This is a genomic window from Mesorhizobium sp. LjRoot246, from assembly GCF_964254115.1.
Taxonomy (GTDB): Bacteria; Pseudomonadota; Alphaproteobacteria; order Rhizobiales; family Rhizobiaceae; genus Mesorhizobium.
Map to the genome: position 1 here is coordinate 1,315,047 of NZ_CAXUSN020000001.1, position 22,237 is coordinate 1,337,283.

The following is a 22,237-nucleotide window of genomic DNA, read 5'->3' on the forward strand; positions in this document are numbered from 1 at the left end:
CGCAAAGCCACTAGTAGAAACTGTACAATCCCATGAAATTTCTCGATCAAGCCAAGGTCTACATCCGCTCCGGTGACGGCGGCGCCGGTTCGGTGTCGTTCCGGCGCGAAAAATTCATCGAGTTCGGCGGGCCGGACGGCGGCGATGGCGGCCGTGGCGGTGATGTCTGGCTGGAGGCGGTCAACGGGCTGAACACGCTGATCGACTACCGCTACCAGCAGCATTTCAAGGCCAAGACCGGCGTCCACGGCATGGGCCGCAACATGACCGGGGCCAAGGGTGCCGATGTCACGCTGAAGGTGCCGGCGGGAACGCAGGTGTTCGAAGAGGACAATGAGACGCTGATCTGCGACCTGACCGTGGTCGGCCAGCGCTTTCTCCTGGCCAAGGGCGGCAATGGCGGCTTCGGCAACCAGCATTTCAAGACCTCGACCAACCAGGCGCCGCGCCGCGCCAACCCTGGCCTGCCGGGCGAAGAACTCAACATCTGGCTGCGGCTGAAGCTGATCGCCGATGCCGGGCTGGTCGGGCTGCCCAATGCCGGCAAGTCGACATTCCTCGCCGCCGTCACCGCGGCCAAGCCGAAGATCGCCGACTATCCGTTCACGACGCTGCATCCCGGCCTCGGCGTTGCCCGCATCGACGCGCGCGAATTCGTCATCGCCGACATTCCGGGCCTCATCGAAGGCGCGCATGAGGGCGTCGGCATCGGCGACCGCTTCCTCGGCCATGTCGAGCGCACGCGCGTGCTGCTGCATCTGGTTTCGGCGCAGGAGGAAAATCCGGGCAAGGCCTACAAGACCGTGCGCGGCGAGCTCGACGCCTATGGCCACGGCCTCACCGACAAGGTCGAGATACTGGCGCTTAGCCAGGTCGATACGCTCGACGCCGATGCGCGCAAGAAGAAGGTCGCCTCGCTGAAGCGCGCCGCCGGCCGCGCGCCGATGCTGCTGTCGGCGGTCACCGGCGAGGGGGTCGAAGCGGTACAGCGGGCGCTGATGGCGGTGATTGCCGAGGCGCGCGCGCAGGTCGCTGCGCCGGTCGAGACGCGCTGGGACAAATAGGGTCATGCAGTCGCTGAAAAAATATCGACGCATCACCGTCAAGATCGGCTCGGCGCTGCTTGTCGACCGCACGACGGGCCTGAAGCGCGACTGGCTGGCCTCGCTCGCCGACGACATTGCCGTGCTGGCCCAGGGCGGCGCTGAAATCCTCGTCGTGTCGTCCGGCGCCATCGCGCTTGGCCGCACCATCCTTGGCCTCGGCAAGCGCGCCTTGAAGCTCGAGGAGAGCCAGGCGGCGGCTGCCGTCGGGCAGATCGCATTGGCCGGCGCCTGGTCGGATGCGCTCGGCAAGAGCAGCCTGAAATCGGGCCAGATCCTGCTGACGCTCGGCGACACCGAGGAGCGCCGCCGCTATCTCAACGCGCGGGCGACGATCTCGACGCTGCTCAAGATGAAGGCGGTGCCGGTCATCAACGAGAACGACACGGTGGCGACCTCCGAAATCCGCTATGGCGACAATGACCGGCTGGCGGCTCGCGTCGCCACCATGATGGGCGCCGATCTTTTGGTGCTGCTTTCCGACATTGACGGCCTCTATACGGCGCCGCCGGCGCGCGACCCCAACGCCAAATTCATTCCGATGGTCGATCGGATCACGCCCGATATCGAAGCGATGGCGGGTGCCGCCGCTTCAGAGCTGTCGCGCGGCGGCATGCGCACGAAGCTCGATGCCGGCAAGATCGCGACCGCCGCCGGCACCGCTATGGTCATCACGTCAGGCACGCGGCTGTCGCCGCTGATGGCGATCGAGCGCGGCGAGCGCGCCACCTTCTTCCGGCCGAGCAGCAACCCGGTCAAGGGCTACAAGACCTGGATCGCCGGCCAGCTCGAGCCGGCCGGCCGGCTGACGGTCGATGCAGGCGCCATTGGCGCGCTTCTATCGGGCAAGTCGCTGCTGCCGGCGGGCGTCAAGCTGGTCAGCGGCAATTTCTCGCGCGGCGATACGGTGGCGATCCTGTCGCCCGAGGGCCGCGAGATCGCGCGCGGGCTGGTTGCCTACGATGCCGCCGATGCCGTAAGGATCGCTGGCCTGAAGACGGCCGAGATCGAAACCGTGCTCGGTTACGAGGCGCGTTCGGCGATGATCCACCGCGACGACCTTGTGGTGAGCCATTCTGGTGACCAAGTACGGGCCAGCGACCAAGTAGGGGCAGGTGACCAATTAGGGATCGCTGACCAAGTAACCAGCGGAGGATGAGCCATGCTGAAACTGCATGAAAAATCCGGGGATGACACCGTGGCAACGATGGCCGATATCGGCCGCCGCGCCCGCGCTGCCGCCCGACCGCTGGCCATTGCCACGACCGCCGCCAAAAACGCTGCACTCCTCGCCATGGCCGAGGCGATCGGCGCTGGTGAGCAGGACATTCTCAACGCCAACGCCATCGATATCTCCAATGGTCAGGAATCCGGGCTTTCCGCCTCCTTCATGGACCGGCTGAAGCTCGATCCGGCGCGCATCCGCGCGATGGCCGAGGGCATCAGGGAAATCGCCGCGCTGCGCGATCCCGTCGGCGATGTGATCGCTGCGTGGGACCGGCCGAACGGCTTGCATATCGAACGCGTGCGCACGCCGCTTGGCGTTGTCGGCGTCATCTATGAGAGCCGCCCGAACGTCACGGCGGATGCCGGTGCACTGTGCCTCAAGGCCGGCAATCCGGTGATCCTGCGCGGCGGCTCGGATTCGCTCAACTCTTCGGCCGCCATCCATGCCTGCCTGGTCGAAGGGCTGAAGGAAGCCGGCCTGCCGGAAGACGCCATCCAGTTGGTGCCGACCACCGACCGTGCCGCCGTCGGCGAGATGCTGAAGGGCTTAGGCGGTACGCTTGACGTCATCATTCCGCGCGGTGGCAAAAGCCTCGTCGGGCGGGTGCAGAACGAGGCGCGGGTGCCGGTCTTCGCGCATCTCGAAGGCATCTGCCATCTCTACATCGACCGCTCGGCCGATCTCGACATGGCGGTGAAGATCGCCGTCAACGCCAAGATGCGGCGCACCGGCGTCTGCGGTGCCGCCGAGACGCTGCTGGTCGACCGCGCGGTTGCCGCCACACATCTGGTGCCGATCCTCGACGCCCTGCGCGCCGCCGGCTGCGAAATCCATGCCGATGCCGAGGTGCTGAAAGTGTTTTTCGATGCCAAGCCGGCGACCGATGCCGACTGGGTGACCGAATATCTCGATGCCATCATCGCGGTGAAGCTGGTCGACGGTATCGGTGGTGCGATCGAACACATCGAGACGTTCTCCTCGCATCACACCGAGGCGATCGTTTCCGAGGATGCGCAAACGGTCGAAAAATTCTTCAACGAGATCGATTCGGCGATCCTGCTGCACAACGCCTCGACACAGTTCGCCGACGGCGGTGAGTTCGGCATGGGCGCCGAGATCGGCATCGCCACCGGCAAGATGCATGCGCGCGGACCGGTCGGCGTCGAGCAGCTGACCTCGTTCAAATACCGCGTACGCGGGTCGGGACAGGTGAGGCCTTGACGTCTTTCGACAATCGAGCCTGAGGGCTTTGCGCGCGTCCACCCCCCTCTGTCCTACCGGACATCTCCCCCTCAAGGGGGGAGATCGGCTATCGTTTCTGATTTCGCCACTTACTGCCGCCGCAGAATCTCTGCCGTCAGTGAAGCTGCCAATCTCCCCCCTTGAGGGGGAGATGTCCGGCAGGACAGAGGGGGGCGCCTAGCAACATGCTGTCGTCCCTTCAGCCGGCCATCCCCTCCCACTACCTCAAAATGCCACATGCCGAAAAAGGCCTCGCCGTCGGCCTGTTCGGCGGCTCGTTCAATCCGCCGCATGCCGGCCACGCCCTGGTCGCCGAGATCGCACTGAGACGCCTGGCACTCGACCAGCTGTGGTGGATGGTCACCCCTGGCAATCCGCTGAAGAACACCAGGGAACTGGCGCCGCTCGGCGAACGGCTGCAGTTGTCCGAGCAGATCGCCAAGAACCCGAAGATCAAGGTCACCGCTTTCGAGGCCGCCCATCATGTTCGGTACACCGCCGATACGCTGGCGCTGGTCAAGGCGCGCAACCCCGGTGTCGACTTCGTCTGGATCATGGGGGCGGATAGTTTGCGGGACTTCCATCACTGGCAGCGCTGGCGCGAGATCGTCATGACTTTTCCGATCGCAGTGATCGACCGGCCGGGAGCGACGCTGTCGTTCCTGTCGTCGGTCGTCGCCAAGACCTTCGATTACGCCCGCGTCGACGAAGGGGATGCGCCGAGGCTTGCCCGCATGAAGGCGCCAGCCTGGACCTTCATCCACGGCCCGCGCTCGTCGCTGTCGTCGAGCGCGATTCGCAAGCTGGCGAAAGGTTGAGCCGGCTCACTCGGCCATGTCGCTTTTATCGCTCCCTTTTGCCTGTTTCATGGGCAATTCTGAGCAGGCATGTCGATTCCCAGGAAAAACCGCAGTGAAGCCGAGCCGGGCGCCGAGCCCACGCCGCTGATCGCGATTGCCAGCGTCATCGTGTCGATGGCGCTGATCGCCGTCGGCAACGGGCTGATGTTTGCCTACATCCCGGTCCGGCTTGGCGCCGAGGGCTTCGATCCGACGTGGGCCGGGCTGATCATCACAGGACTTTCGGCCGGCGGCCTCGCCGGCTGCATCCTGACCGGCCCGCTGGTTCGAAGGGTCGGCCATGCCCGCGCTTTCATGGTGCTGTCGGCGCTGATCGCGCTGGCCAACGCCGCTGTCGGTGCCGGAGTCCATCCGCTGCCGTGGATCGCCGCCCGCGCACTCTACGGCTTCGCTATCTGTGGTCTCTTCATCGTTGCGCAGAGCTGGCTGAACGATGCCGTCGCCAATGCCATCCGCGGCCGGGTGATGGCTTTCTTCTACCTTGCCTATGTCGCCGGGCTCGGCGTTGGTTATGCGACGCTGGCTCTTGTCGACATCAGGACGGCGGATGCGCCGCTGATCGGCATCGTCTTCACGGCTTTGTCGATCCTCCCCGTTGGGATGACCAAACTTGCCCAGCCGCCGGCACCGCAGGCCGCCTCGGTGGCGCTGCGCCGGGCCTGGCGGATTTCGCCGGTCGGCGTTGCCGGCATGCTGGCTGTCGGCGGCCTGTCGATGTCGATCGCCGGCTTTGCGCCGATCCATGCCACGGCCAAGGGCTACAGCCAGGCCGATGTGGCGCTGCTGCTTTCGGCGATGCCGGTCGGCACGCTGATCCTGCAGGTCCCGCTCGGCTGGATTTCCGACCGCACCGACCGCCGCTACGTGCTGATCGCCGCATCCGCGCTCGCCATGGTCGCCGGCCTGCTAGCGCTTGGGTTCGATGGCGGTGCACTGGCCGCGTTGGTTGTGATCTACATTGTGTGGGACGGCGCCTCGGAATCGATCTATTCGCTGGCCAGCGCGCATGCCGCCGACCGCGCCGGCAAGGACGACATGGTGGCGCTGTCCAGCTCGCTGCTGTTTGCCTGGTCGCTGTCGGGTTTCGTCGTGCCCGGCATCGTGACAGCGCTGTCGGCCGTCTTCGGAACGCAGGCCTTCATCTATGTGGCGATCCTTATCGCCTTCGCCTTCTGCCTGTTTGTGCTTCTGCGCGTGTTCACGACGCAGGCTGTTCCCGCCGCCAAGACCGGCAGTTTCGCGCCGATGACGGCGCAGGCACCGTTGCCGGTCGAACTTGCCTTCGCGCCGGACGATCAGGACCGGCAGCGGGGCGGTTGATTGTTGCGGCAATCGACTACTGTCGGCGGGCTTCCGGCGACGGCGCTTCCGGTGGTGGCAGCGGGATCGATATGCCTTCGCTATCGAATTCCTGCTTGGCGCGCTTGGTGAGATCGGTCTGGGTGGCGAAGAAATCCGCCGACGATGTCCAATAGCGCAAGGCAATCGAAACGGTGCTATCGCCTAATGTCGACACGAAAGCGATCGGTGACGGCTCACGCTTGACCCGCCGTTCGGCTGCGGCAATGGCAAGCAATGTCTTCTGCGCGCGGTCGATGTCGTTCCAGGAGCCGATGCTCAGCGTGATGTCGCTGCGGCGCACGCCGTTGCGCGAGAAGTTGCGCACCGGCTGGTTCCACAACGTCGAATTGGGCGCCAGTATGTAGACGCCGTCGGCAGTTCTGAGCTTGGTCGCAAACAGACCGATCTCTTCGATCGAGCCGGCAATCGAACCGACCTCGACGGATTCGCCGATGCGGAACGGCCGCAGCGCCAGCAGCATGATGCCGGCGGCGATGTTCTGCAGCGTACCCTGCAGCGCCAGGCCGATGGCCAGGCCAATGGCGCCGATGGCGGCAATGATCGACGCCGTCTGCACGCCGAATTGGCCGAGCACCATGATGGTGACGAGGATCAAGATGGCGTAGCGGACGATCTTGGAGAAGAAATGCCGCAACGTCGCGTCGAAGCCATGGATATGGCCGAGGCCGGCGAAGATCGAACGTTCGGCAAGGCCGGCGATGATGTAGCCGACAACCAGGAGGATGACGGCACCGATGGCCGAGAAGGAGTAGGAAACAATCAGTGTGCTCAGCTGCGCGAGGCCGGCCTGGACGGTGAGAAGGGCGTTTTGCGGGTCGATCGGCATGACAAAATTCCGGTTGGTCGGTGAGCCGATAACCCGTGCGGGCGGGGAGGGTTCCGATCTTTTCCGGCATGCGGCGGAACCACAGAACCGATAATACGTTCGTGCGAGGCAGGATCCCGTCTTGAAACTGTCAGGGAACTCTGCCTATCTAAGTGGTGTCACCTGCTTTTGGGGGTGATTTGGTTGTTCTTGCTGCGAAAGGAAATACACTGAGAACAGCACTGCGGAAGAAGGCCGATATCATGCCTTCGCCGGCCGGGATCAGCGTAGACGACGCCGTGTCCCGCGCCATCAAGACAGTCCTTGCCAGTCTGGAAGACTCCAAGGCCGAAAACATTGTCTCCATCGACATTCAGGGGAAATCGAGCCTCGGCGACTACATGGTCGTCGCTTCGGGTCGATCGCACCGTCATGTCGCGGCTGTCGCCGATCATCTTCTCAAAGCGATCAAGGATGCCGGTCTCGGCACTGCGCGCGTCGAGGGGCTGTCCGGTGCCGACTGGGTCCTGATCGATTCTGGCGACATCATCGTCCATGTCTTCCGTCCCGAAGTCCGCGAATTCTACAATCTTGAAAAGATGTGGCAGGCGCCGGATCTCGAGGAAGAAACCCTCCACTAAGCCGTTCGCACGGCTTACAAGGCGAGGATGAAGATATCAGTTCATGCCGTGGGCCGGATGAAAGCCGGCCCCGAAAAGCTGTTGGCCGACCGCTATTTCGAACGCTTCGCCAAGAGCGGGCCGGCGGTGGGGCTTGAATTTGCCGGCATTGCCGAGATCGCCGAAGGGCGCGGCCAGACCGCCAACGAGCGGCGGCGCGAGGAAGGCCAGAGGCTGCAAACGCAGTTGCAGCCCGGCACCGCGCTGATCCTGCTCGACGAACGCGGCAAAAGCTTTTCCTCCGAAGATTTCGCCGGGCGCCTCGGCCTGTTGCGTGACGGCGGCCGCAAGGCACTGGTCATCGCCATCGGCGGTGCCGACGGCCACGATCAGTCGCTGCGCGATCAGGCCGAACTGGTGATGTCGTTCGGAGCGCTGACTTGGCCGCACCAGTTGGTGCGCGTGATGCTGGGAGAGCAGCTTTATCGGGTGGCCACCATCCTTTCCGGCCACCCCTACCATCGCTCGTAAACCGGTGAATTGGTGCGGCCCACCCGGATTTCCGCCCCAATGCCACGCAATATTAGATCTTAGTCATGCATGCCGTTTTCCCAAAACCGGGACCACTTTTGGGCGACATGCATTCGGGAACGAGGCTTTCGAACATGGTTGATTGTTCGTTAACGAAGCCCCGCATAGAGTCGGGCTTGAATGTCTGAAGACAGGAAATCAAGAACGGCCTCATGGCGCGCGCGCTGCGGTATCGCTGCGGCAATGCTTGTGCTGTCGCTGCATGCGGGGCGGGCGGAAAATACGCTCGACATGGCTCCCGATCCGGACCAGAGCCGGGCTGAATACGAACGGGTCTCGAAGGAAATCACGCTGTCGTCCGAACGGTTGGCCAAGCTCTCCGCCGACATCGCGACGATCAAGAAGGATCATGCCTCGATCACCGCCGCTTTGATCCAGTCGGCGATGACCGAGCAGAAGCTGGGTCAGGACATCGAGGACATCGGCGCCAGACTGGAAGGGCTGAAGGGGCAGGAACAGAAAATCCGCGCTTCGCTGGTGGCGCGGCGTGACGTGCTGGCCGAAGTGCTGGGCGCGCTGCAGCGCATGGGCCTCAACCCGCCGCCGGCAATCCTGGTCAAGCCGGAGGACGCGCTGTCGTCGGTGCGCAGCGCCATCCTGCTCGGAGCGGTGGTGCCGGAACTGCGCCAGCAGACCGATAGCCTGTTTGCCGATCTCAAGGAGCAGACCAGAATCACGGCTTCGATCGAGGCCGAACGAGCGCGGCTGACGGCTGCGGTCGGCGACCAGACAGCGGAAAAGAAGCGCCTCGGCATGCTGCTGGAGGCCAAGCAGAAGCTCGAAGCCGACACGCGGACGCAAATGGCCGCCGAAAAGCAGCGGTCCGAGGCGCTGGCGGCCAAGGCCGGCAGCCTGAAAGAGTTGATCGCCTCGCTCGAAGCGCAGGCCGACAAGAGCCGCAAGGCTGCCGATGCAGCCAAGGCTGCCGAGCAGAAGACGGCGGACGGCGACAAGACATCAACGCCGGCGGAGCTGGCATCGCTGCCGGTGCCGGAAGGCAACCAGCTTGCCGCCGCTGCACCCTTTTCGGCGCTGCAGGGGCAGGTCGCGCTGCCGGTGACCGGCCGCATCAAACGGCGGTTCGGAGCCGATGACGGTAACGGCGCGGTGATGCTTGGCGACATGGTTGCGACACAATCGGGAGCCATCGTTACCGCGCCGGCGGATGGGAATGTGCTTTATGCGGGGCCGTTTCGCTCTTATGGTCAACTCTTGATCCTGAACGCAGGCGACGGCTATCATGTCGTTTTGGCGGGGATGAGCAGAATCAGCGTCGCGACCGGTCAGTCAGTGCTTGCAGGAGAGCCGATCGGCGCGATGGGAGAAGCCCGGGTGGCGAGCACCTCGGTTTCGAAGAATGGAAATGCCACGCCGGAGCTCTATGTTGAGTTCCGCAAGGATGGAAAACCCGTCGATCCGGCCCCATGGTGGGCGGACCGTTTTTCTGGAAGGACGTGAATAATGCGGAAACTGTCGCTTCTGTTTGCCGGTGCGCTGATGGGCGCGTCCGCCATGAGCCTGGTCTATGGCACGCCCGGCTCGGCGGCGAATGCTGCAGGGTCGGAGACCTACAAGCAACTGGCGATCTTCGGCGATATCTTCGAGCGCGTGCGGGCACAGTATGTGACGCCGCCCGATGACAAGTCGCTGGTCGAGAACGCCATCAACGGTATGCTCGCCTCGCTTGACCCGCACTCCTCCTACATGAACGCCGAGCAGGCGCAGGATATGCGCGTCCAGACCAAGGGCGAGTTCGGCGGCCTCGGCATCGAGGTCACCATGGAGAACGATTTGGTCAAGGTGATCACGCCGATCGACGACACGCCGGCCGCCAAGGCAGGCGTGCTGGCCGGCGACTACATCGCCAAGATCGACGGCGAAGAGGTTCGCGGCCTGACGCTCAACGACGCGGTCGACAAGATGCGCGGCCTGGTCAACACGCCGATCAAGCTGACGATCCTGCGCCAGGGCGCCGACAAGCCGATCGAACTGACAGTCGTGCGCGACATCATCAAGGTCAAGGCGGTCAAGTTCCGGGTCGAGAACGACATCGGCTACATGAAGATCACCTCCTTCACCGAAAAGACCTATGACGACCTCGAGAACGCAATCGACACCATCAAGAAGCAGGTGCCGGACGACAAGCTCAAGGGCTACGTTCTCGACCTGCGCCTCAATCCGGGTGGTCTGCTCGATCAGGCGGTGAGCGTGTCCGATGCCTTCCTCAACCGCGGCGAGATCGTCTCGACGCGCGGCCGCGATCCCAAGGACGTCACCCGCTTCGATGCCAAGCCCAAGCAGGTCGACGACATCAACGGCAAGCCGATGATCGTTCTGGTCAATGGCGGTTCGGCCAGCGCATCCGAAATCGTCGCCGGCGCGCTGCAGGATCTGCGCCGTGTCACGGTGGTCGGCACGCAGTCCTTCGGCAAGGGTTCGGTGCAGACCATCATTCCGCTCGGCGAGAATGGCGCGCTCAGGCTGACGACGGCGCTCTATTACACGCCGTCCGGCAAGTCGATCCAGGGTAAGGGCATCACGCCCGACATCAAGGTCGACCAGCCGCTGCCGCCAGAACTGCAGGGCAGGGACCTGACGCGCGGCGAATCGGACCTCAAGGGCCATATCAAGGGCGCCGACGAGAGCACAACCGGTTCGGGCTCGGCGGCCTATGTGCCGCCGGATCCGAAGGACGATCTGCAGCTCATCTATGCCGAGCAGCTGCTGCGCGGCCAGAAGACCGATCCGGCCTTCCCGCCCAATCCGCAAAAGGCCGTTCTCAACCAGTAAAGCGGCCGACAACAGGTCTGGCCGCCTGATGGAAGCAATGCGATGCTGCCGGGACCGAAGGGTTCCGGCAGTTTGATTCGGGGGCAAGGCAAAGCCCCACGCACGGCGCCGGGGGTGCGCCAGGATTGATGAATTCGCGCCTGTCTTTTCGAAGCGGTTTCGTCTTCGAAGCCATGCGCCCCGGGGATTAGGCTTGGCTGATATAGGCAAGGACATCGAACGCCCGCTCGGACAGGCTGTCCGGTCGCCGCGCGCTGCCGGCAAGGTCAGCGGCGGTACGATCATGGCGACCGTGGCCGTGCTGGCGGTGGTCGGCGTCTCCGGCGCGATCGCGCTCAGGGAAAAGCCGTTTCGAAAGCCGCAAGAGGTTGCCGTTTCGACGCCAAAAGTGACTGCGGCGGCCGAGCCCGCCGCGCCTTCGGCTCTAGCCCCGGCCGTAGCGCCGAAACCGGAGGCCCCGACGCCGGCCAAGACGGGCGGGCCGCAGATCATCCATGTGCAGACGGAAGAGGGCGATGGCCCGCCCAAGGCGGCGATCGTCATTCGCGACCCATCGACCATCGGCCAGAACCTGAAGATTGCGCATATTCCCGACAAGGCGCTGGTCGAAGCGAGCGATACCGGACCTTTGCCGGTACGCGCCGCCGATGGCAGGCGGCCGTTCGACGTTTATGCGCGGCCCTGGTCGGGCGGGCGCGGCGCGCGAGTGGCGATCGTCATCGGCGGGCTTTCGGTTTCGCAGACAGGTACCCAGGCGGCAATCGCCAAGCTGCCGGCGGAAGTGACGCTGGCCTTCGCGCCGCAAGGCAACAGCATCGGCCGCTGGATGCAGGCAGCCAGGCAGAGCGGCCACGAGATCGTCATGCAGGTGCCGCTCGAACCGTTCGATTATCCCAACGTCAATCCCGGGCGCAACACGCTGACGGTGGCGGCGAGTGCGGATGAGAACTTGAAAAGCCTGCACTGGGCGCTGTCGCGGACGACCAACTATACCGGCGTCATGAACTATATGGGCGCGCGCTTTTCCGCCGACGCGGCGGCGATGGAGCCGTTCATGGCAGAACTCGGCAAACGCGGCCTCGCCTATGTCGACGACGGCTCGTCGGTGCGCAGCCTGGCGCCGGACCTGGCGCTGAAGGACGGCGTGCCCTTCGTCTCCGGCGACATGGCGATCGACGCCGTGCAGGATCGCGGCGAGATCCTAAAGAAGCTCGACGGTCTCGAAGCCACCGCGCGGGCCAAAGGTTCCGCCGTCGGCATCGGTTCGGCCTTCGACCTGACGGTCGATACCGTGTCGTCGTGGGTGGCCGAGGCCAAGAAGCGCGGCATCGAGATCGTGCCGATCTCAGCGGTGGCCATCGATCCGCAAAAAGGCTAGCCATCGGAAGACGGCTGGAAAGACTGACTGATGCCAAAGACGAAAAAAATCGACCGTGAAACGTTGCCTTACCGTCCCTGTGTCGGTCTGATGATCCTCAATGCCGAGGGCCTGGTCTGGGTCGGGCATCGCATTGCCGAACCGGACAGCGAATTCGCCGGCACGACGCAGCTTTGGCAGATGCCGCAAGGCGGCATCGACAAGGGCGAGGAGCCGCTGCAGGCGGCCGAGCGCGAACTCTATGAAGAGACCGGCATGCGCGGCGTCTCGCTGCTGGCCGAAGCGCCGGACTGGATCAACTATGAATTGCCGGACCATCTCGTCGGCATCGCCTTCAAGGGCCGGTATCGCGGCCAGACGCAGAAATGGTTCGCCTTCCGCTTTCACGGCGACACCAGCGAGATCCAGATCAATCCGCCACCGGGCGGCCACACCGCCGAGTTCGACAAATGGGCATGGCGGCCTATGCAGGATCTGCCCGACCTGATCGTGCCGTTCAAACGCCATGTCTATGAGGACGTGGTGGCGGCGTTCCGGCATCTGGTGCAATAGTAGGGAGTAGGGAGAATGTTGTGTTGCGGTCTGCGCCAATTTCTACTGACTACTGACTAACTCATCCACCACAAGAACGGTCGCCATGAACGACGCCGCCAAGAGGTCGATGCCCGAAGAGGTCACCGCCACGAGCGAAGTGGCGGCTGGGGCCATCCTCACCATCGATCTCGGTGCGATCCGTGAAAACTACCGGCGGCTGAAAGCGCGGTTGGGTGATGTTCGCTGCGCCGGTGTGCTCAAGGCGGACGGCTACGGCGTGGGTGCCAGCCAGGTCGGGGCGGCGCTGCTGCGCGAAGGCTGCGATATCTTCTTCGTCGCGCTTCTGGGCGAAGGCGTCGCGCTGCGCCACTCGCTTGGGCCGGGTCCGGCTATTTTCGTGTTGAACGGCATTCCACCCGGTGGCGAGCCGGACGCCGTGGCCGCGGACCTTTGCGCCGTCATCAACAGCATAGGGCAATTGGCGGCCTGGCGTGCGGCGGCTCGCCGCGCCGGGCGAAAACTGCCGGCCGCGATCCAGGTCGACAGCGGCATGTCGCGGCTCGGCATGGCGCCAGGGGATGTGGAGCGCGTTGCCGTTGATTCGCAGGCGTTCGACGGCATCGACATCCGCTACGTGATGAGCCATCTGGCCTGTGCCGACGAGCCGGAGCATCCAGCCAATGAGAAGCAGCGGCTGGCGTTCGAGCGGCTGCGCAAGATGCTGCCGAAGGCGCCTGCCTCGCTCACCAATTCGTCTGGCATCTTTCTCGGGCCGTCCTTCCACTACGATCTCGCCCGCCCCGGTGCCGCCCTCTACGGCATCAATCCGATACCGGCCAAGCTCAATCCGATGCTGCCCGTCGTGCGGCTGCAAGCAAAAGTGGCGCAGACGCGCAGCATCGAAAAAGGCGCCGGTATCGGCTATGGCCACACCTATCATGCGCAAGGCCCGCTCAGGCTGGCGACGATTTCATTCGGCTACGCGGATGGCTGGCAGCGCCGCGCCGCGTCGGCGGCCTGGTTCGAGGGCACGCGCCTGCCTTTTCTCGGGCGGGTGTCGATGGATTCGATCATTATCGACATCTCTGCCTTGCCGGCTGGCAAGCTCCGTGAGGGTGATCTCGTGGAACTGCTCGGTCCCTCGCAAAGCGTCGATGACGCCGCCGGCCATGCCGGCACCATCGGCTACGAGATCCTGACCAGCCTCGGTCATCGCTTTCATAGGCGCTATGTCGGCGGTTGACCTCTTGGCGGGCGCGGCAGAATCCGGCAGACAGGAGATGGCGCGCCCGAGTTGAGGGGCGGCGTCATGGAGCGTGATACGATGAAGATCATGGTGCTGGGCGGTGGCGTCATCGGGGTGACCACGGCATACTTTCTTGCCGAGGCCGGCCATGAGGTGACGGTTCTCGATCGCCAGAAAGGCCCGGCGCTGGAAACCAGCTTCGCCAATGCCGGCGAGATTTCGCCCGGCTACGCCTCGCCCTGGGCCGGGCCGGGCATTCCGCTGAAGGCGATCAAATGGCTGCTGATGAAACACGGCCCGCTGGTGGTGCGGCCGGCCTTCGACCCGCATATGTGGACATGGCTCATCAAGATGCTGCGCAACTGCACGGCCGAGCGCTATGCGATCAACAAGGCGCGCATGGTGCCGCTCGCCGAATACAGCCGCGACACGCTGAAGGCGCTGCGCGAAGCGACCGGCATCGCCTATGACGAACGGACCCAGGGCACGCTGCAACTGTTCCGCACGCAAAAACAGCTCGACGGCATTGGCGGCGATGTCGAGGTGTTGAAGAAGTATGGCGTGCCCTACGAGATCCTCGATCAGGACGGCTGCATCGCGGCGGAACCGGGCCTGGCCGGGGTGCGCGAAAAGTTCGTCGGCGGTCTCAGGCTGCCTCACGACGAGACCGGCGACTGTAAGATGTTCACCGACAGGCTGGCCGAGCTTTGCGTGGCGCGCGGCGTCAAGTTCGAATACGACGTGACGATATGGCGCATTATCCGCAGCCGGAACCGTATCGCCAATCTCAGCACCAGCAAGGGCTGGAAGACCTCCGACGCCTATGTGATGGCGATGGGCAGTTATTCGGCAGGTTTCATGCGCCGGGTCAAGCGGCCGATCCCGGTCTATCCGGTCAAGGGCTATTCGATCACCGTGCCGATCAAGGATGCCGCCGCGGCACCTGTGTCGACGGTGATGGACGAGACCTACAAGGTGGCGATCACCCGGCTCGGCGACCGCATCCGGGTTGGCGGCACGGCCGAGATTTCCGGCTTTGACCTCAGGCTGCATGAATCGCGGCGGCGCACGCTGGAACATTCGGTCGGCGATCTCTTTCCAGGCGCCGGCGTGATGCGTGATGCGACCTTCTGGTGTGGGCTGCGGCCGATGACGCCGGATGGTCCGCCACTGATCGGCCGCACCGAGCTTTCCAATCTCTATCTCAACACCGGCCACGGCACGCTCGGCTGGACCATGGCTTGCGGCTCAGGCAAGGTCCTGGCCGACATCATCTCCAGCCGGGTGCCTGATATCGATGTCCGCGACCTCGCGCAGGAGCGCTATTTTCGGTAGGGCATGCGTTCGTAGATCGGCTTCATCCTGGTGTAGAATGCCGGGTCGAGCGCCGTCATGCCGTTCTCCGAATCGTGGAAGAAGCTGCGGCATGGCTAAACGAACAGGTTTCGCTCGCGCTCCACCATCTTGGTGATGAAGCTGGCGACAATCTGAACGCGGCGCAGCGGCCGGACCGATTCGTGATAGACCAGCCAGTAGGCGCGGCGGATGGGCGCGACAACATCGACGGACACAAGCTCCGGCATCGAGCGGGCGACGAAAGTGTGCAGGATGCCGATGCCGGCGCCCGAGCGCACCGCTTCGGCCTGGCCGAGCGCCGAGGAGATGGCGAAGCTGGTGCGCCAGTCCGCGCTGAATTCGGCCGCGTAGTCGAGCGAGGGGCTGACGATGAGGTCGGGCACGTAGCCGATGAGGGTGTGCTGGCCAAGCTCGGCGGCGGTTTTGGGCAAGCCATGCGCTTGCCCATAGGCGCGTGAGGCAAACAGGCCGAGCGAATAATCGACCAGCTTCCCCGCAACCAGCCGGCCCTCCGTCGGCCGCTCGACGGTTATGGCGATATCGGCCTCGCGGCGCGACAGGGAGAAGGAGCGCGGCACTGGCACAAGCTGGATCGTCAGCTCGCGGTGGAGAGCCGTCAGTTCGCCGAGGCGTTTGGCCAAGAAGGCGACGCCAAAACCGTCCGGCGCGCCGATGCGCACGGTGCCGGAGACGTCGTCGCCTTCGCCCGATATGGTCGAGCGCGCGGCGATCATGTCCCCCTCCATGCGCTCGGCAATGTCGAGGAAGCGCTCGCCGGCCGGCGTCAGCTCGCTGCCTGTGGTCAGCCGGCGAAACAGCTTGGTCCGCAGCGCATTCTCAAGTGCGGCGATGCGGCGCGAGACGGTGGCGTGGTTGAGCTCCAGCCGCTTGGCCGCGCCAAGGATCTGGCCAGCGCGCGCCACGGCAAGGAAGATGCGGACGTCATCCCAGTTCATCTTACCCTCCCCCCTTGTGGGGGTCCGAAGGGCGGGCGAGACCCGTGGCTCGCCCCGGCACGTCGATCCGCGAAGCGGAGCGGGGTGGGGGTAGCGCCGGCGCTAGACCCCCACCCCGTCGAACGATCTCCGCTTCGCTTCGACCGCTCGCCGACCCTCCCCACAAGGGGGAGGGTGAAGGCCAGGGAGATGTCCGGCAGGACAGAGGGGGGCGCGAAGGAACTCAACCTGTCGGTCCTTGAGCAGCATCTGGTGAGAGCATCATTTGCGGGAATTGATGCTCTCTCGTCAATCGTTATCTACTTTCCGCACAACGGTTGCGTTCTCTGTCGCGTTGCCATCCGGCGGGCAAAGGCGGACAATGCGCCATCACAAACAAAGGGAGAGAAATCATGATCGACTACGGTCATTTCATAGGCGGCAAGCATGTCGCCGGGACCAGCGGCCGCAAGCAGGATGTCATGCAGCCGATGGACGGCTCCGTGCGCGGCACAGTGGCGCTGGCTTCGCAGGCGGAACTGCGCGCGGCTGTCGAGAATGCCAAGGCGGCGCAGCCGAAATGGGCCGCGACCAACCCGCAGCGCCGCGTGCGCGTGCTGATGAAGTTCCTCGAATTGGTCGCCCGCGACTATGACGAACTGGCCGACATCCTGGCGCGCGAGCACGGCAAGACGATTGCCGATGCCAAGGGCGACATCCAGCGCGGCCTCGAAGTGGTCGAAGTCTGCATCGGCGCGCCGCATATGATGAAGGGCGAATTCACCGACGGCGCCGGCCCCGGCATCGACGTCTATTCGATGCGCCAGCCGCTCGGCGTCGTCGCCGGCATCACGCCGTTCAACTTCCCGGCGATGATCCCGCTGTGGAAGATCGCGCCTGCCATCGCCTGCGGCAACGCCTTCATCCTGAAGCCGTCGGAGCGTGACCCGGGCGTGCCGATGCGCATCGCCGAACTGTTCCTCGAGGCCGGCCTGCCGGCGGGCATCCTCAACGTCGTCAATGGCGACAAGGACGTGGTCGACGCCATCCTCGACGATCCCGACATCAAGGCCATCGGCTTTGTCGGCTCGACGCCGATCGCCCATTACATCTATTCGCGCGGCACCGCCGCCGGCAAGCGCGTGCAGTGCTTCGGCGGCGCCAAGAACCACATGATCATCATGCCCGATGCCGACATGGACCAGACCGTCGACGCGCTGATCGGCGCCGGCTACGGCTCGGCCGGCGAACGCTGCATGGCGATCTCGGTGGCGGTGCCTGTCGGCAACGACACCGCCAACCGGCTGATGGAAAAGCTGGTCCCGCGCGTCGAGAGCCTGAAGGTCGGTCCTTCGACCGATTCTTCGGCCGATTTCGGCCCGCTGGTGACGGCGCAGGCTCTTGAACGGGTCAAGGGCTACGTTGACACCGGCGTCAAGGAAGGCGCCAAGCTGGTCGTCGACGGCCGCGGCTTCTCGATGCAAGGCTATGAGGACGGCTACTATATGGGCGGCTGCCTGTTCGACAACGTGACCGCTGATATGCGCATCTACAAGGAAGAGATCTTTGGGCCGGTGCTCTCGGTGGTGCGCGCGCCGACCTATGAGAGCGCGATCAAGCTCGCCAACGACCACGAGATGGGCAATGGCGTCGCGATCTTCACTCGTGACGGCGATGCCGCGCGCGACTTCGCCTCGCGGGTCCAGGTCGGCATGGTCGGCATCAACGTGCCGATCCCGGTGCCGATCGCCTACTACACGTTCGGCGGCTGGAAGGCGTCCTCCTTCGGCGACCTCAACCAGCACGGCCCGGACGCGTTCCGCTTCTACACCAAGACCAAGACGGTGACCTCGCGCTGGCCGTCCGGCATCAAGGATGGTGCGGAATTTGTCATTCCGACGATGAACTAGCCGGACGATTGCGCGCTCCGCAGACTGACGGCAAAGGCCCGGGTTCAAAACCCGGGCCTATTTTGATTTCTGGTCGCGGCCGGTATCTGTTTGAACGTTAATGTGATGGAACCGGGTGGGTAGGTGTCGTCTTAGCTTGCAGCCCTGCCGCAAGGAGGCGGCAGATCAACCAATTGGCGACAGCTTGGGGAGGCATCGCCCGGCGTAAGGAGGTGTCAGATGACACGTCTCACGGCGACGCTATTGTTTGCGGCGATTTCTGCGTTTTGCGCCGCACCGGCATCTGCCGACCAATGCGCAGCGCGCGCGGATATGATCAAGGCGCTTGGTGATAAGTTCCATGAGAGCGAGGCGGCGCGCGGCCTGGTCAATCCGAGCGTGGTTCTCGAAATCTTCGTTTCCGACAAAGGCACCTGGACCATTCTGGCCACCGACACGCATGGTCAGAGCTGCGTCATTACGGCGGGCGAAGGTTGGGATGGCACCATGATGGCGGCCTTGCCGGGCGCCTGAATTAGGGCAGCGCCTCGGCATGCCATCGCGCCATGGCAGCAGCAGTCCGGTCAGACGGTCGGAATGATGCTGCCGTCGATGACGTATTCGGCGTCGTGCCGGCGGTGCCGGTGTGGGCAATGCGAGGGTGCTTGTTTTCGCATCGGGACCTCACCATATCGATTCCAGGGAATGCGATAGAATTCCCTGACGACAGACCGGAAACCAGAAGGAGTGACGTGATGAAGACGTCGAATCCGGCCTGGAACGTCCCGGCACTTTGAGGCTGCCCATGTGCCTCCCTTTGCCGGAACGTCAAGGCGAAGGAGGTGCCGAATGGCACACAAATTTTCGTTTCGATGGATTGGGATAGCCGCGAGCGGTGCCACACTGGCGTTATCGACACTATCCGCACAGGCGCAATTCATCTGCGGCGGCCACAGTGATCTTGTCGCGGGACTGGCGCAGGCCTTTCAACAAAAGCAGATCGGCTACGGTGTGGTCGGGCAAGCTGCCATTGTCGAGGTCTATGTTTCGGCAAGTGGGACATGGACCATGCTGGTGACCGACGTGCAAGGCCGAAGCTGCATCTTCGCGACCGGTGACGGATGGGAGAATACCGTCCCCGTCACCGCCACGGCGCAAGGGATCTGAGTCGTTCGATCAGCGCGTGGCGGCCACTTCCGCGTGGCCGCGCAACAGCGCCATCAACCGCTTGGCGTCCTTGGCCGCGGCTTCCTCGTCGCCGGCGAGGATCGAGCGGATCAGCGCGACATGGTGCTCGGCGGATTCGGCAAGGCCGGTGTCGGCCTTGTAGCGGAACCAGAAGCGGCGGCTGTGGGTCTGCAAGGGGGCGGCCAAACGGGCGGCGAACGGATTGTCGGCGGCCATCGCCAGCGCTTCGTCGAGCGCCTTGTCGGCCTGGATGAAGGCAAGCACGTTGCCCGAGATCACCGCCTTCTGCATGGCCAGCGCCGCCTCGTGAAACAGGTCGGCGGCCTCGCGAGTGACGAAGCGGGCGGCCGAGCGAGCCAGCACCACCTCGACGCCGCGGCGCGCATCGAGTACGCGCAGCCAATCGCCTGGATGTAGCGGCGCGATCGCGATGCCGGCGCGCGGCCGCACATCGAGCAGCCCCTCCCACGCCAGCCGCTGGATCGCCTCGCGCACCGGTGTCCTGCCGAGCCCGAGCCTGTCGATCAGGGCGCCCTCGGTGACGAAGCTCGCCGGCGCCAGTTCGAGGGTGACGATCATGTGTTCGAGCACATGGTAGGCCCTGGTCGCGGCCGGCTCGGATGCGATGCTTGCTTCCATGGATATCAAAGGCGCTCTCCTGATATATCTTGAATATATCATAACGGATTCTGCATTGACAGGCAGTTTCTTAACAGATATATGGCTGATATATCAGATGGAGAGATGATCATGTGGACCGGGGTTTTTCCTGCCGTCACGACTAAATTCACCGCGGATGATCGTCTCGATCATGCCGAGATGGAGCGCTGCTTCAACTTGCAGATGGAGGCCGGCTGCGACGGCATCATCGTCTGCGGATCGCTCGGCGAAGGGCCGATGCTGTCGCCCGACGAGAAGATAGAGGTGCTGAAGACCGCGCAGAAAGTTGCCGGCAAGAAGCCGGTGCTGCTGACCGTCAATGAGGCCGGCACCCGCGAGGCCGCCAGCATCGCCAAGCGTGCCGCCAAGGAAGGCGCCAACGGCCTGATGGTTGTGCCAAGCCCGATCTATCACACCAATGCGGAAGAGACGGTCGCGGCGCTGCGTGCGGTCGCCGAGGCCGGCGACTTGCCGGTCATGATCTACTCCAACCGGCTCGCCTACCGCGTCGATGTCACCGTCGACCAGATGGAAGAGCTGGCGTCGGACAAGCGCTTTGTCGCGATCAAGGAATCCTCGGACGACATCCGTCGCTCGACCGAGATCATCAATCGCCTGGGCAGCCGCTACGACCTGTTCACCGGCGTCGACAATCTGGCCTTCGAGGCGCTGTCGGTCGGTGCCATCGGCTGGGTGGCCGGCCTTGTCACTGCCTTCCCGCGCGAGACCGTCGCCATCTACCAGCTGATCAAGCAGGGCCGTCGTGAGGAAGCGCTCGCCATCTACCGCTGGTTCCGGCCGCTGCTCGATCTCGATGTGTCGACCTATCTGGTGCAAAACATCAAGCTTGCCGAAGTGTTGGCGATCAACACAAATGACCGCGTGCGCATGCCGCGCCAGCCGCTGTCGGGCGAGCGCCGCAAGGCCGTCGAAAAGATCGTCAAGGACGCGCTGGCGGTGCGGCCGACACTGCCGACGTTCTAAAAGGTCGCAATGCCGCAGTCCCCCTCATCCGACCGCTACGCGGCCACCTTCTCCCCGAGGGGAGAAGAGGTCGCCAACGCCGGCGTCAGCCTCTTCTCCCCGGCGGGGAGAAGGTGGCCCGAAGGGTCGGATGAGGGGGCTGGCTGCAAGGATCGATGCGAAGGTCGGGACATGCAGTGCGACGCGCGGCCATGAGCAACGATGCTGCAATCGACATCGCCATCATCGGTGGCGGCATCATTGGCATCTGTGCCGCTGCTTCTCTCGCCGAGGCCGGACGCAGGGTCACCGTCTTCGACCGCACCGGCATTTGCGAGGAGACGAGCTCCGGCAATGCCGCCGCCTTCGCCTTCTCCGACGTGCTGCCGCTGGCGCATAAGGGCATGATCCGGCAGCTGCCGAAATGGCTGGCCGATCCGCTCGGACCGCTCAGCATCCCGCCCGCCTATCTGCCGAAGCTTCTGCCCTGGCTGATCCGCTTCTGGCGCGCCGGTGCGCCGGAGAAATACGAGGCGAGCCTCGCCGCTCAGGCGGGCATGATGAAGCTTGCCGAGGCCGAGTGGATGGGCTTGCTCGATCGGTCCGGCACGCGAGAAATGCTGCGCGAGGATGGCTCACTCGAGCTTCACGAGAGCGAGGCCGAGTTCCGCGCCTCGCTGTCCGGCTGGGCGGCGCGCGCGCGTTTCGGCATCGGGTTTCGCCATGTCGAGGGCGAGGAACTGGCTGCCTTGCAACCGGGTCTCTCGCCGCGCTTCGTCAAGGGCACATTCGTGCCGGGATGGAAGACGGTCGCCGACCCAAAACTACTCGGCAAGGCGGTGTGGGCCTACGCACAAAGCAAGGGCGCCCGCTTTGAGAGGGCTCGGATCGAGCGCATCGCGACCAATCGGGACGGTGCCGCCCTCACGTTGGCAGGCGGCACCACAAGGCAGACCCGACACCTCATCATCGCCGCCGGTGCCTGGTCGCATCTGCTGGCGGGGCAACTCGGCGATCGCATTCCGTTGGAGACAGAGCGCGGTTACAACACGACACTGCCGGCGACTGCCTTCGACGTGAAGCGGATGCTGATCTTCTCCGGCCATGGCTTCGTCATCACGCCGCTCCAAACGGGCCTGCGCGTCGGCGGCGCCGTCGAACTGGGTGGCATCGCGCGGCCGCCCAACTACAACAGGTCGAAGGCGCTGCTGCAGAAGGCACAAAGGTTCCTGCCGGGGCTCGATCCCTCAGGCGGGCGCGAATGGATGGGGTTCCGTCCCTCGCTGCCGGATTCAGTGCCGGTCATCGGTCTTGCACCGGGAAGCAGATCGGTGGTCTATGCTTTCGGCCATGGCCATCTCGGCCTGACCCAGGCAGCGGCCGCCGGACGGTTGATCCGCGACCTCGTCCTGGGGCAGACTCCGCCGATCGATCTGGCCCCCTTCAGTCCGCAACGATTTTGATTTTTCCGGATTTTGATTTTTCGA

21 protein-coding genes are annotated in these 22,237 nt (G+C 64.3%); 18 read left to right on the forward strand and 3 right to left on the reverse strand.

All coding sequences use genetic code 11. The features are described 5' to 3' along the window. Positions 1-32 precede the first annotated feature (32 nt). The 5 genes from obgE to ACSQ3L_RS06170 all read left to right on the forward strand — a co-directional run bounded on the left by obgE (position 33) and on the right by ACSQ3L_RS06170 (position 5,753). The gene (obgE, locus tag ACSQ3L_RS06150; protein WP_436159144.1) at positions 33-1,064 is read left to right on the forward strand and encodes a GTPase ObgE; all 1,032 of its coding nucleotides are present in this window, start codon (positions 33-35) and stop codon (positions 1,062-1,064) included. A gap of 4 nt (positions 1,065-1,068) precedes the next feature. Further along, positions 1,069-2,262: a glutamate 5-kinase gene (gene proB, locus ACSQ3L_RS06155; protein WP_436159145.1), complete on the forward strand. Its 1,194-nt coding sequence runs from the start codon at positions 1,069-1,071 to the stop codon at positions 2,260-2,262. A 3-nt stretch (positions 2,263-2,265) separates the two neighbouring features. Further along, positions 2,266-3,552: a glutamate-5-semialdehyde dehydrogenase gene (locus tag ACSQ3L_RS06160; RefSeq protein WP_436159146.1), complete on the forward strand. Its 1,287-nt coding sequence runs from the start codon at positions 2,266-2,268 to the stop codon at positions 3,550-3,552. Between the two features lie 251 nt (positions 3,553-3,803). Further along, the gene (locus tag ACSQ3L_RS06165) at positions 3,804-4,391 is read left to right on the forward strand and encodes a nicotinate-nucleotide adenylyltransferase (RefSeq protein ID WP_436163385.1); all 588 of its coding nucleotides are present in this window, start codon (positions 3,804-3,806) and stop codon (positions 4,389-4,391) included. Between the two features lie 69 nt (positions 4,392-4,460). Further along, positions 4,461-5,753 (forward strand): MFS transporter, encoded by a 1,293-nt coding sequence (locus ACSQ3L_RS06170; protein ID WP_436159147.1) that lies wholly within the window; start codon positions 4,461-4,463, stop codon positions 5,751-5,753. 16 nt (positions 5,754-5,769) lie between these two features. Here the strand turns inward: ACSQ3L_RS06170 and ACSQ3L_RS06175 are convergent, their stop codons facing one another. Then, the gene (locus ACSQ3L_RS06175) at positions 5,770-6,621 is read right to left on the reverse strand and encodes a mechanosensitive ion channel family protein (protein WP_436159148.1); all 852 of its coding nucleotides are present in this window, start codon (positions 6,619-6,621) and stop codon (positions 5,770-5,772) included. A 242-nt stretch (positions 6,622-6,863) separates the two neighbouring features. On the opposite strand from ACSQ3L_RS06175, the gene rsfS reads away from it, so the two are divergent. The 8 genes from rsfS (at position 6,864) to ACSQ3L_RS06215 (ending at position 15,094) form a co-directional block, all read left to right on the forward strand. After that, complete coding sequence (gene rsfS / locus ACSQ3L_RS06180) at positions 6,864-7,241, forward strand: ribosome silencing factor (protein WP_292643563.1); 378 nt, start codon at positions 6,864-6,866, stop codon at positions 7,239-7,241. A 27-nt stretch (positions 7,242-7,268) separates the two neighbouring features. After that, complete coding sequence (gene rlmH, locus ACSQ3L_RS06185) at positions 7,269-7,751, forward strand: 23S rRNA (pseudouridine(1915)-N(3))-methyltransferase RlmH (RefSeq protein WP_436159149.1); 483 nt, start codon at positions 7,269-7,271, stop codon at positions 7,749-7,751. A 180-nt stretch (positions 7,752-7,931) separates the two neighbouring features. Then, on the forward strand, positions 7,932-9,269 hold the full coding sequence (locus ACSQ3L_RS06190) for a murein hydrolase activator EnvC family protein (RefSeq protein ID WP_436159150.1): 1,338 nt from the start codon (positions 7,932-7,934) through the stop codon (positions 9,267-9,269). Then, complete coding sequence (locus tag ACSQ3L_RS06195) at positions 9,270-10,601, forward strand: S41 family peptidase (RefSeq protein ID WP_292643568.1); 1,332 nt, start codon at positions 9,270-9,272, stop codon at positions 10,599-10,601. A gap of 193 nt (positions 10,602-10,794) precedes the next feature. Beyond that, positions 10,795-11,979, forward strand: a complete 1,185-nt coding sequence (locus ACSQ3L_RS06200; protein ID WP_436159151.1) for a divergent polysaccharide deacetylase family protein — start codon at positions 10,795-10,797, stop codon at positions 11,977-11,979. A gap of 30 nt (positions 11,980-12,009) precedes the next feature. Next, positions 12,010-12,531 (forward strand): RNA pyrophosphohydrolase, encoded by a 522-nt coding sequence (locus tag ACSQ3L_RS06205; RefSeq protein WP_436159152.1) that lies wholly within the window; start codon positions 12,010-12,012, stop codon positions 12,529-12,531. An 85-nt stretch (positions 12,532-12,616) separates the two neighbouring features. Next, the gene (gene alr, locus ACSQ3L_RS06210) at positions 12,617-13,756 is read left to right on the forward strand and encodes an alanine racemase (protein WP_436159153.1); all 1,140 of its coding nucleotides are present in this window, start codon (positions 12,617-12,619) and stop codon (positions 13,754-13,756) included. Positions 13,757-13,837: 81 nt separating this feature from the next. Then, positions 13,838-15,094 carry a D-amino acid dehydrogenase gene (locus tag ACSQ3L_RS06215; protein ID WP_436163386.1) on the forward strand — a complete coding sequence of 419 codons (1,257 nt, stop codon included), beginning with the start codon at positions 13,838-13,840 and terminating at the stop codon, positions 15,092-15,094. Positions 15,095-15,189: 95 nt separating this feature from the next. Here the strand turns inward: ACSQ3L_RS06215 and ACSQ3L_RS06220 are convergent, their stop codons facing one another. Beyond that, complete coding sequence (locus ACSQ3L_RS06220; protein ID WP_436159154.1) at positions 15,190-16,071, reverse strand: LysR family transcriptional regulator; 882 nt, start codon at positions 16,069-16,071, stop codon at positions 15,190-15,192. 392 nt (positions 16,072-16,463) lie between these two features. On the opposite strand from ACSQ3L_RS06220, the gene ACSQ3L_RS06225 reads away from it, so the two are divergent. The 3 genes from ACSQ3L_RS06225 (at position 16,464) to ACSQ3L_RS06235 (ending at position 19,106) form a co-directional block, all read left to right on the forward strand. Further along, on the forward strand, positions 16,464-17,960 hold the full coding sequence (locus tag ACSQ3L_RS06225; RefSeq protein ID WP_352734258.1) for a CoA-acylating methylmalonate-semialdehyde dehydrogenase: 1,497 nt from the start codon (positions 16,464-16,466) through the stop codon (positions 17,958-17,960). Between the two features lie 219 nt (positions 17,961-18,179). Beyond that, complete coding sequence (locus tag ACSQ3L_RS06230) at positions 18,180-18,473, forward strand: hypothetical protein (RefSeq protein WP_436159155.1); 294 nt, start codon at positions 18,180-18,182, stop codon at positions 18,471-18,473. Positions 18,474-18,788: 315 nt separating this feature from the next. Beyond that, positions 18,789-19,106 (forward strand): hypothetical protein, encoded by a 318-nt coding sequence (locus ACSQ3L_RS06235; protein WP_436159156.1) that lies wholly within the window; start codon positions 18,789-18,791, stop codon positions 19,104-19,106. Positions 19,107-19,115: 9 nt separating this feature from the next. Here ACSQ3L_RS06235 and ACSQ3L_RS06240 read toward each other — a convergent pair whose 3' ends face one another. After that, a complete protein-coding gene (locus tag ACSQ3L_RS06240; RefSeq protein WP_436159157.1) occupies positions 19,116-19,808 on the reverse strand; it encodes a GntR family transcriptional regulator in 693 nt (230 codons plus the stop codon). Positions 19,809-19,877: 69 nt separating this feature from the next. On the opposite strand from ACSQ3L_RS06240, the gene ACSQ3L_RS06245 reads away from it, so the two are divergent. Next, positions 19,878-20,771 carry a dihydrodipicolinate synthase family protein gene (locus ACSQ3L_RS06245; protein ID WP_436159158.1) on the forward strand — a complete coding sequence of 298 codons (894 nt, stop codon included), beginning with the start codon at positions 19,878-19,880 and terminating at the stop codon, positions 20,769-20,771. Positions 20,772-20,962: 191 nt separating this feature from the next. Beyond that, positions 20,963-22,213 (forward strand): NAD(P)/FAD-dependent oxidoreductase, encoded by a 1,251-nt coding sequence (locus ACSQ3L_RS06250; protein WP_436159159.1) that lies wholly within the window; start codon positions 20,963-20,965, stop codon positions 22,211-22,213. Positions 22,214-22,237: the final 24 nt, after the last annotated feature.

Coding starts and splice junctions, on each gene's coding strand:
- obgE (WP_436159144.1), top strand. CDS start 33: ATGAAATTTCTCGATCAAGCCAAGGTCTACATCCGCTCCGGTGACGGC.
- proB (WP_436159145.1), top strand. CDS start 1,069: ATGCAGTCGCTGAAAAAATATCGACGCATCACCGTCAAGATCGGCTCG.
- ACSQ3L_RS06160 (WP_436159146.1), top strand. CDS start 2,266: ATGCTGAAACTGCATGAAAAATCCGGGGATGACACCGTGGCAACGATG.
- ACSQ3L_RS06165 (WP_436163385.1), top strand. CDS start 3,804: ATGCCACATGCCGAAAAAGGCCTCGCCGTCGGCCTGTTCGGCGGCTCG.
- ACSQ3L_RS06170 (WP_436159147.1), top strand. CDS start 4,461: ATGTCGATTCCCAGGAAAAACCGCAGTGAAGCCGAGCCGGGCGCCGAG.
- ACSQ3L_RS06175 (WP_436159148.1), bottom strand. CDS start 6,621: ATGCCGATCGACCCGCAAAACGCCCTTCTCACCGTCCAGGCCGGCCTC.
- rsfS (WP_292643563.1), top strand. CDS start 6,864: ATGCCTTCGCCGGCCGGGATCAGCGTAGACGACGCCGTGTCCCGCGCC.
- rlmH (WP_436159149.1), top strand. CDS start 7,269: ATGAAGATATCAGTTCATGCCGTGGGCCGGATGAAAGCCGGCCCCGAA.
- ACSQ3L_RS06190 (WP_436159150.1), top strand. CDS start 7,932: ATGTCTGAAGACAGGAAATCAAGAACGGCCTCATGGCGCGCGCGCTGC.
- ACSQ3L_RS06205 (WP_436159152.1), top strand. CDS start 12,010: ATGCCAAAGACGAAAAAAATCGACCGTGAAACGTTGCCTTACCGTCCC.
- alr (WP_436159153.1), top strand. CDS start 12,617: ATGAACGACGCCGCCAAGAGGTCGATGCCCGAAGAGGTCACCGCCACG.
- ACSQ3L_RS06215 (WP_436163386.1), top strand. CDS start 13,838: ATGAAGATCATGGTGCTGGGCGGTGGCGTCATCGGGGTGACCACGGCA.
- ACSQ3L_RS06220 (WP_436159154.1), bottom strand. CDS start 16,071: ATGAACTGGGATGACGTCCGCATCTTCCTTGCCGTGGCGCGCGCTGGC.
- ACSQ3L_RS06225 (WP_352734258.1), top strand. CDS start 16,464: ATGATCGACTACGGTCATTTCATAGGCGGCAAGCATGTCGCCGGGACC.
- ACSQ3L_RS06230 (WP_436159155.1), top strand. CDS start 18,180: ATGACACGTCTCACGGCGACGCTATTGTTTGCGGCGATTTCTGCGTTT.
- ACSQ3L_RS06235 (WP_436159156.1), top strand. CDS start 18,789: ATGGCACACAAATTTTCGTTTCGATGGATTGGGATAGCCGCGAGCGGT.
- ACSQ3L_RS06240 (WP_436159157.1), bottom strand. CDS start 19,808: ATGATATATTCAAGATATATCAGGAGAGCGCCTTTGATATCCATGGAA.
- ACSQ3L_RS06245 (WP_436159158.1), top strand. CDS start 19,878: ATGTGGACCGGGGTTTTTCCTGCCGTCACGACTAAATTCACCGCGGAT.
- ACSQ3L_RS06250 (WP_436159159.1), top strand. CDS start 20,963: ATGAGCAACGATGCTGCAATCGACATCGCCATCATCGGTGGCGGCATC.